Here is an 8,066-nt window from a genome sequence, read left to right on the forward strand (position 1 = left end):
GACCGACGCGATACACTTTCGCCGCCGGCTGCGCCTCGGCGGCAAACTGTGCGGCGACAGGCGTAAAGACCAGAATGGCAGCGAGCCCGGTTGCGCTACTCCTCACAATTCCCTGTCGAAACAACCTCAGCATGGCAAGCCGAGTTGAATGCTCGTCACTCGCGTCCGCGATGGTCTGCTCCTCTCGTCGGCTCAACGTGGCGCTCAGCGGCCGGAGTGCGAGCAACGCGAGCATCCGGTCCGCTGCAGCGGGGAGTTCGACGCCTCATCGTTCCGCCACGCGTGACGCGCGCCGTCGCCCCGACGTAGAACGCTCGGAGTGTCGGCACGGTGGATAGAAGAACCATAGGTTGCCAAGCGATCATTCGATCACCTGATCGGCGCGCAGCAGCAGCGACGGCGGGATCGTGAGGCCGAGGGCCTTGGCGGTCCGACTGTTGATCACGAACTCGAACTTTGTGGGCTGCTCGACGGGGAGATCAGCTGGCTTTGCACCCTTCAGAATCTTGTCCACGTACGTGGCGGCACGCCTGTACAAATCCGGGAAGTGCACCCCGTACGACATGAGGCCTCCGGCTTCTACCATCTCCCGGTAGCCGTAGATCGCGGGCAGGCGGCTTTCGGCCGCCAACCCTACGAGGCGAGCCCGATGCGTCGTGAAAAAGGCAGCATCTAGCTGGAGGAGACCGTCGGTGCCGCGCATGGCCTTGAATGCCGAGTCAAAGCCATCGGGGCCCCGGACCGGTACCGGCTGAACCTGCATGCCGAGGGCCCGTGCTGCGTCCTCCGCGCCCTCGAGCTGCTTCGGAGTGCTCGGAGTCGCCGGATGCGAGAGCACTGCGACGCGTCTGAGCTTGGGAACGAGCTCCCTCAGCAGCTCCAGGCGTTTCCCGGCGATCTCAGGAGAGGTAGCGGCCAGTCCCGTGATGTTGCCTCCCGGGCGTCCCAGGCTCGGGACGAGTCCGAGCTCGACCGGGTCAAACACGTTCACAAAGACGATAGGCACCGACGTGGTCGCCTTCTTGGCTGCCGCAGCGGACGGCGAAGACGAAGCCACGATGACATCAACCTTTGACCGCACCAGCTCTTCCGCAAGCCGCGGGAGCTGATCCAAGCTGCCGTCGGTGAGCCGGAATTCGACGACTACATTTTGGCCGTCGAGGTATCCCCGCTCCCGTAGGCCTTGCTGAAACGCCTCGACCCAGGGCGTGGGCGCTTGGCCCGCGCGTAGGAACCCGATCCGGTAGACCTTCCTCGCCTGAGGCTCTTGGGCGGGGGCTGCGGGGCCGGACAGGGCAACAAAGCTTGCGGAAGCGAATACGAACAAGAGCACGAGGATGAGCGCGTCGAGTCGCATCGACATCACCGGTCGTTGGACTCGACACAGCGAGAGTAGTCAGTCAACTGCATGATCGCTCCCCTGGTGCGGCGAACGCTCAGTATCCTGAACTGCGATATCCGGCTGCGTAGTTCTGTATAGCACGACGAACGAGCCCGGCGGAGCTCCGTCGGCACCCACGTTTGCGCGACCTTGCAGGGCACCCCTTCGTTCCCTTGCCGTGATATACCGCGAGGCGCCGCAAGCTATCACCGGGACCGCCGCAGCCAGTCCGATGTTCCGGCCGCCGGGACAGGAGCATCCGGTCGGCCGGGCTCCGGACCGCGGCCGCGCCCTTGTTTGAGATACTGTGACAGCCCTGTCAATTCATATGTCCTTGGCACTCGGAGGGGGCCCCGCTTCCCTTCCGAAACCTTCCCCGGGATTCAGTTGCGCCGGCGAGCCGGTGTTCGAACAGCGTTGCGTCGGCTCTCCGGGCGACGTTAGATTACACCGGCTCGGGTGCGAGAAGCGGGAAAGCCAAGGACCCGCGTGTCGAGACGCGAGCCTGCTACCATGGGCAGCCGAAGCCAGTCTTCAACAGGAGGCGACCTGATGTCGATTCCATCCACCATGAAGGCGGTCATTCTCCACGGCGCTGACGAGATGCGGGTGCAGGCCTGGCCGGTGCCGGAGCTTGGGCCGGGCGAGGCGCTCCTGAAGGTCGAGGTCGCGTCGATCTGCGGTACCGACGTGAAGGTGCTCCACCGCAAGCTCCAGGGCCAGCCCGAAGGCCCGTTCATCATGGGCCACGAGTACGCGGGCACGGTGGCCGCCCTGGGGCCGGGCGTGGACGAATTCCGCGTGGGCGATCGCGTGGCCGTCGAGGTGCACAAGGGCTGCGAGCGCTGCGAGAACTGCATCAAGGGCTGGTACACCTCCTGCCTGAACTACGGCAATCTCGCCAAGGGCCATCGCGCCAAGGGGCTCACGTGCGATGGCGGCTTCGCCGAGTACGCCGTCAACCACATCAATACCCTCTACCATCTCCCGGACTCGCTCACCTTCGAACAGGCCTGCATGGTCACCACGGCCGCCTCGCCGCTCTGGGCCATCGATCTCATGGGCGGTTACATGGCGGGGGAGACCGTGCTCGTCCTCGGGCCGGGGCCCATCGGGCTCATGGCCGTCCAGCTCTGCAAGGCCATGGGAGCGGAGCGGGTGATCCTGAGCGGCACGCGTGACGAGCGCCTCGAGATCGGCCGGAAGCTCGGGGCCGACCACATCATCAACGTGCGCCGCGAGAATCTGGGCGCGCGGGTGAGCGAGTACACGAACGGCAAGGGCGCCGACGCGGTCCTCGAGTGCGCAGGCGGTTCCTCGTCCATGCAGGACGCGCTCGAGAACGTGAAGCGGGGCGGGCGCATCGGCGTGGTCGCCTGGTACGCGGGCCCCGTCGAGATGGACATGAACCTCGCCGTGCGCAGCAATGTCCGCATCTATGCGGCGCGCGGCGAGGGCGGGATGAACTGCGGCCGATCGCTGGCCCTCATGAGCGCGGGCAAGCTCGTGGCCGACCCCATCATCAGCCACCACTTCGCGCTGGACCAGATTCACGAAGCGTTCGATACCTACGTGAACCGGCTCGGCAATGCTCTCAAGGTCGCCATCCATGTCTAGCTTCTTCATATCTCTCCCCTCTGGGAGCGGGAGCCGCGCGGAGAGGACTCCTCATCCCTCTCCCCCGATGGGGGAGAGGGATCGAGGCGAGCTTGATCGCCTTCGCGGTGTTGGTGACGGCGAGCGTCCCGCCGGCGGCGGCCCAGGAGGCGCCGCGCCCGGGCGGGGAGCTGGTCTTCGTGGTCCCTGCGGAACCACCGTCGTACGATGCGCACCGCGAGGAGACCTTCGCCATCGTCCACCCCGCGGCGCCCCACTACAATACGTTGCTCCGGGTCGACCCCTTCGACCGCGGCGGCACGCGCATCGTGGGCGATCTGGCGGAGTCGTGGGCGATATCCAGGGACGGGCGGACGTACACCTTCACGCTGCGCCGCGGCGTGCGCTTCCACGATGGCAGCGAGCTGACGGCGCGGGACGTCAAGGCGACCTATGACAAGATCATTTTCCCGCCGCCCGGCGTCGCTTCCAATCGCAAGGGCGAATACATCGTGGTGGAGGCGGTGGAGGCGCCGGACTCCCTGACCATCGTCTTCCGACTCAAGTGGCCCTCGCCCTCGTTCCTCCCCTCGCTGGCCTCGCCCTTCAACTGGATCTACAAGGCCGAAATCCTGGCCCGCGACATGCGCTGGCACGAGCGGAACATCATGGGCACGGGCCCCTTCACCTTCGTCGAGTACGTCAAGGGCTCGCACTGGATCGGCAAGAAGAACGCGAGCTACTGGGACAAGGGCAAGCCGTACCTCGACGGCTACCGCGCGCTCTTCGTGCCGGACGCGGCCATGCAGGTGGGGGCGATCCGCGGCCAGCGGGCGATGATCCAGTTCCGCGGCTTCTCGCCGCCCGAGCGGGACACCCTGGTGGCCGCACTCGGATCGAAGATCACCGTGCAGGAGAGCCCGTGGGAGTGCGTCAATCCGCTCGCCCTCAATCACGAGCGCAAGCCCTTCGACGACAAGCGGGTCCGCCGGGCCCTCACCTTGGCTCTGGACCGCTGGCAGGGCGCGCAGGCGCTCTCCAAGATCACGATCCTGAAAGAGGTGGCTGGCGTGCAAGGGCCGGGGACTCCATTTGCCACCAGCCCGGTTGAGCTGGAGCGCCTGGCCGGGTATGGCCGCGATATCGTCAAGGCACGCGCGGAAGCACGGCGACTGCTCCGCGAGGCGGGCGTGCCGGAAGGCTTCGGCTTCACCTTCAAGAATCGCGGGATCCCCAATCCCTACGTGGCGCTTGGAGTCTGGCTGGCCGACCAGTGGCGGCAGATCGGCGTCAACGCCAAGATCGAGACGCTGGAGCTGGGCATGCTCTACGCGGACATCCGCAGCGGCAATTTCGAGGTCGCCGCCGATTTTCACTGCAGCTACATCGTCGAGCCCGACCTTGCCCTCTTCAAGTTCCAGTCCCTGGACCGGAGCCCCGTCAACTACAGCCGCTACACGGATCGAGTGCTCGACGAGCTCTACGAGAAGCAGAGCCGCGTCACGGACCGCGAGGAGCGCCGGCGCCTGATCCGCGAGTTCGAGAAGCGCCTTCTCGACGAGGAGGCGCACTACATCTACACGCTCCAGTGGCATCGCATCGTGCCGCACAACGCGCGGGTCCGCGGCTGGACCATCACGCCCAGCCACTTCCTCAACAACCAGCTCGACACGGTCTGGCTTGGTGACTAGCTAGGTGACTAGCTTGGCGGAGCCAAGCTACTCCTCTCATCCCTCTCCCCCACCGGGGGAGAGGGCAGGGTGAGGGGGCAGCAGGATGGGGGGGCGTCTAAGTTCGTAAGCCGCTACTGCTGATCCCCGATCAGCCGCCACACCCCGTTCTCGCGCCGGGCCACCTCGAGCTCGCGCTGCCAGGAAAGAACAGGCACCCAGCGGCCCACCCACTGCAGACGCCCGGTCACTTCTCCGGTGGAATAGACCCAGGCCTGATCGCCCAACATTCTCACGGCATCGATGCGCACCCGGACGGTGATGGCGTCGTAGAGGGCGAACATCGTCTGGAGCTGCCGGCGCAGGGCAAGCTTGTTGAAAGGCCCGGTGCGATACTGCTCGGAAACGTGGCTCAGCACGCCCTCGGTATCCCGACGCTCCATCTGCTGGACGGCCGTGACGAGCTTGGCCTGAAGCTCGCTGACCACGGTGGTGGGTGCCGCGGTACCAGGTGGCTCCGGGGAAGCCTGGGGAGTCGGATCTGCTGCTCGGGCCGCTGGCACCGCCGTGAGCCAGATGGTTCCGGCCAGCAGCGAAGAAAGACCGAAAGCCAATATTCGTGCGCGCTCTGCCATGACTTCCACGGTACGCCTCGAGGCAAGTGCCTGATCTCGCCGGAAGCTTTGACAAGGCTCGCCCCGACGTCTAGACTTCAGCCACATCCAAGGCGCTGTCCAACGGGAGGAATGTCATGGCCGACATGAAGGTGGTTCGTCTCAGCCAGACGGAGGTCGTGAAGTTCGGTCCGGACGCCACGTATCAGCTCATCCTCGGCGACGACGAGGGGACGACGCCGATCCGTACGGGCATCCAGACCTCCGAGCCCGGTTACGTCGCGCCCGTGCATTCCCACCCGTACATGGAAGTGCTGCACATCCTCGACGGCGTCGCCGAGGCCTGGGTGGACGGCCAGGAGGATCGCAAGGTGCGCCTGGAGAAAGGCGACACCATCGCCCTGCCCCCGAACGTCCCGCACAGCTTTCGCGTCGTCGGCGATCAGGTGCTGAGGCTCCTCGGTACCCACGTCTCGCCCAAGCGCATCGTCGAGTACAAGGACGGCCGCGCCACCGATTCGAGAGGCTACCAGATCAACCCGTAACCTGTCGTCGCCCAGTTTGGCACTGGGCCAAGTTGCGAGCCAGACGAGGCGCAAGCGGGCCCGGCAGCCCGAGGCGTTCGTGAGTGTACGTTGAGGGTTGCCGGTCCGCTTGCAACGAAGTATGGGGAAGCAAATTGGCCCAGTGCCCGTAAACTTGACACTTGCCCGGGGCAGGAGGGATGATGGGCGCCCTATGTCGCGGGAAATCAAGGTTTACGACACCACGCTGCGCGACGGCACCCAGGGAGAGGGCGTGTCCTTCTCCATGGAGGACAAGGTCCGCATCGCCCAGCGTCTCGACGCCCTCGGCATCCACTACATCGAGGGCGGCTGGCCCGGCTCGAATCCCAAGGACCTCCGCTTCTTCAAGCGCGTGCAGGACGCCGTCTTCAAGAGCGCCAAGATCACCGCCTTCGGCTCCACGCGCCGGCCCGGCGTGAAGCCGCAGGAGGACAGCAATATCCAGGCCCTGGTGGAGGCGGGCCCGCCCGTGGTCACCATCTTCGGCAAGTCGTGGGACCTGCACGTCACCCACGCCCTCGGGACCACGCTCGACGAGAACCTCGCCATGATCGGCGACTCGATCGTGTACCTGCACAAGCACTTCGAGGAAGTCGTCTACGATGCGGAGCACTTCTTCGACGGCTTCAAGAAGAACCGGGACTATGCCCTGGCCACCCTCAAGGCCGCGGAAGCCGCGGGCGCCCACTGTCTCGTCCTCTGCGACACCAATGGCGGCGGCTTGCCTCACGAGGTCGCGGAGATCATCCGCGAGGTCAAGAAGCATGTGAAGCCGGAGACGCCGCTGGGCATCCACGTCCACAACGACACCGAGTGCGCGGTTGCCAATACCCTCGCCGCCGTATCCGAAGGGGTGAACCACGTCCAGGGCACCATGAATGGCTATGGCGAGCGCTGCGGCAATGCCAACCTGGTCTCCATCATCCCGAACCTGATGATCAAGATGCGTCTCGACTGCATTCCCCCGCAGAACCTGCGCGAGCTCCGCGACGTCTCGCGCTTCGTCTCCGAGCTGGCCAATCGCAAGCCCTGGCAGTCGCAGCCCTATGTCGGCGACTCCGCTTTCGCCCACAAGGGCGGCATCCACGTCTCGGCCGTGATCAAGCATGCCGAGACCTACGAGCACATCGATCCCGAGTCGGTGGGCAATCATCGGCGGGTGCTCGTCTCGGAGCTGGCCGGGCAGTCCAATATCCTGTGGAAGGCCAAAGAGTACGGCATCGATCTCGACAAGAACACGCCCGAGGCCCGACGCATCCTCGAAATGCTCAAGCGGATGGAGGACGAGGGCTTCCAGTTCGAAGGTGCCGAGGCCTCCTTCGAGCTCCTCATGGAGCGCGCCCTCGGCAACCACAGGCCCTATTTCGAGCTGGACGGCTTCCGCGTCATCGTCGAGGAGGACAAGGGAAACACCGAGCCGCTCGCCGAGGCCACGGTGCGCCTCAGGGTCAAGGGGATGGCCGAGCACACGGCGGCCTCGGGCAATGGACCCGTCAATGCCCTCGACCATGCGCTCAGGAAAGCGCTCGAGGAGTTCTACCCGAATCTGCGAGAAGTGCGCCTGCTCGACTACAAGGTGCGCATCCTCGACGAGAGCAAGGGCACGGGGGCCAAGACGCGCGTGCTCATCACCTCGGGGGATGGCGACGAGACCTGGGGCACGGTGGGCGTGGCCGACAACATCATCGAGGCCTCCTGGCAAGCCCTCGTGGATTCGATCGAATACAAGCTCCGCCGCGACGAGCGAAAGGGCAAGCGATAGGCCCTTCTCCCCTCAGGGGAGAGGGCCGCCGTTCGAGATGAGACGCTGTCAGCGAGCCGGAGGCGAGCGCAGCGGCGAGACGAGTGCTGAGAAAATCAGGGGTGACGTCCCTCAACGTATATGCCATCCATCCCCGCCAAGCTGATCGAGGACACGGCCCGCGAGCTGATGGGCCGCGCGGCCATCGACATCCCGGCCGACTATCGCGAGGGCGTCCGTCTGGCTCGCGACCGGGAGGAGCAGCGCCTCGCCCGCTTCGTGCTCGACGAGATGCTGGAGAACGGGCAGATCGCCACCGCCGAGCGCCGGCCCATGTGCGCCGATACGGGGCTGCCGCGCTACTACGTCAAGCTCGGCAACGAGGCGTCGGTCGAGGGCGGTCTCGTCGCGCTCGAGCGGGCGCTCCGGCGCGCCACCGCGGAGGCTACGGCCTCCGTCCCGCTTCGCCCGAATCGCGTGCATCCGCTCACCCGAGAG

The 8,066-nt window shown here is 65.8% G+C and carries 8 protein-coding genes; 5 read left to right on the forward strand and 3 right to left on the reverse strand.

What is annotated here, in order from left to right:
* Together VGT00_01605 and VGT00_01610 are read right to left on the reverse strand one after the other, a co-directional pair.
* On the reverse strand, nt 1-235 hold a 235-nt coding region (locus tag VGT00_01605), incomplete at its 3' end, for a hypothetical protein (GenBank protein ID HEV8530092.1).
* A 126-nt stretch (nt 236-361) separates the two neighbouring features.
* A complete protein-coding gene (locus VGT00_01610) occupies nt 362-1,357 on the reverse strand; it encodes an ABC transporter substrate-binding protein (GenBank protein ID HEV8530093.1) in 996 nt (331 codons plus the stop codon).
* A gap of 576 nt (nt 1,358-1,933) precedes the next feature.
* On the opposite strand from VGT00_01610, the gene VGT00_01615 reads away from it, so the two are divergent.
* Both VGT00_01615 and VGT00_01620 read left to right on the forward strand, forming a co-directional pair.
* Nucleotides 1,934-2,998, forward strand: a complete 1,065-nt coding sequence (locus tag VGT00_01615; GenBank protein ID HEV8530094.1) for a zinc-binding dehydrogenase — start codon at nt 1,934-1,936, stop codon at nt 2,996-2,998.
* 92 nt (nt 2,999-3,090) lie between these two features.
* Entirely contained in the window at nt 3,091-4,668 is a 1,578-nt protein-coding gene (locus tag VGT00_01620; GenBank protein HEV8530095.1) for an ABC transporter substrate-binding protein, read from the forward strand.
* Nucleotides 4,669-4,781: 113 nt separating this feature from the next.
* Here VGT00_01620 and VGT00_01625 read toward each other — a convergent pair whose 3' ends face one another.
* Complete coding sequence (locus tag VGT00_01625; GenBank protein ID HEV8530096.1) at nt 4,782-5,135, reverse strand: hypothetical protein; 354 nt, start codon at nt 5,133-5,135, stop codon at nt 4,782-4,784.
* A 263-nt stretch (nt 5,136-5,398) separates the two neighbouring features.
* Between VGT00_01625 and VGT00_01630 the strand changes: the two genes are divergently transcribed.
* The 3 genes from VGT00_01630 to VGT00_01640 all read left to right on the forward strand — a co-directional run.
* Nucleotides 5,399-5,806, forward strand: coding sequence for a cupin domain-containing protein (locus VGT00_01630; protein HEV8530097.1), 408 nt, complete (start codon nt 5,399-5,401; stop codon nt 5,804-5,806).
* Between the two features lie 193 nt (nt 5,807-5,999).
* Nucleotides 6,000-7,589: a citramalate synthase gene (gene cimA / locus VGT00_01635; protein ID HEV8530098.1), complete on the forward strand. Its 1,590-nt coding sequence runs from the start codon at nt 6,000-6,002 to the stop codon at nt 7,587-7,589.
* Between the two features lie 120 nt (nt 7,590-7,709).
* A partial coding sequence (locus VGT00_01640) for a fumarate hydratase (GenBank protein HEV8530099.1) occupies nt 7,710-8,066 on the forward strand: 357 nt, incomplete at its 3' end.

The organism is Candidatus Methylomirabilota bacterium, assembly GCA_036002485.1.
Lineage (GTDB): Bacteria > Methylomirabilota > Methylomirabilia > Rokubacteriales > CSP1-6 > AR37.

What these genes read in the sequence shown, in the direction of transcription:
- cimA (HEV8530098.1), top strand. Translation starts at nt 6,000, where the DNA reads ATGTCGCGGGAAATCAAGGTTTACGACACCACGCTGCGCGACGGCACC.
- VGT00_01615 (HEV8530094.1), top strand. Translation starts at nt 1,934, where the DNA reads ATGTCGATTCCATCCACCATGAAGGCGGTCATTCTCCACGGCGCTGAC.
- VGT00_01630 (HEV8530097.1), top strand. Translation starts at nt 5,399, where the DNA reads ATGGCCGACATGAAGGTGGTTCGTCTCAGCCAGACGGAGGTCGTGAAG.
- VGT00_01610 (HEV8530093.1), bottom strand. Translation starts at nt 1,357, where the DNA reads ATGCGACTCGACGCGCTCATCCTCGTGCTCTTGTTCGTATTCGCTTCC.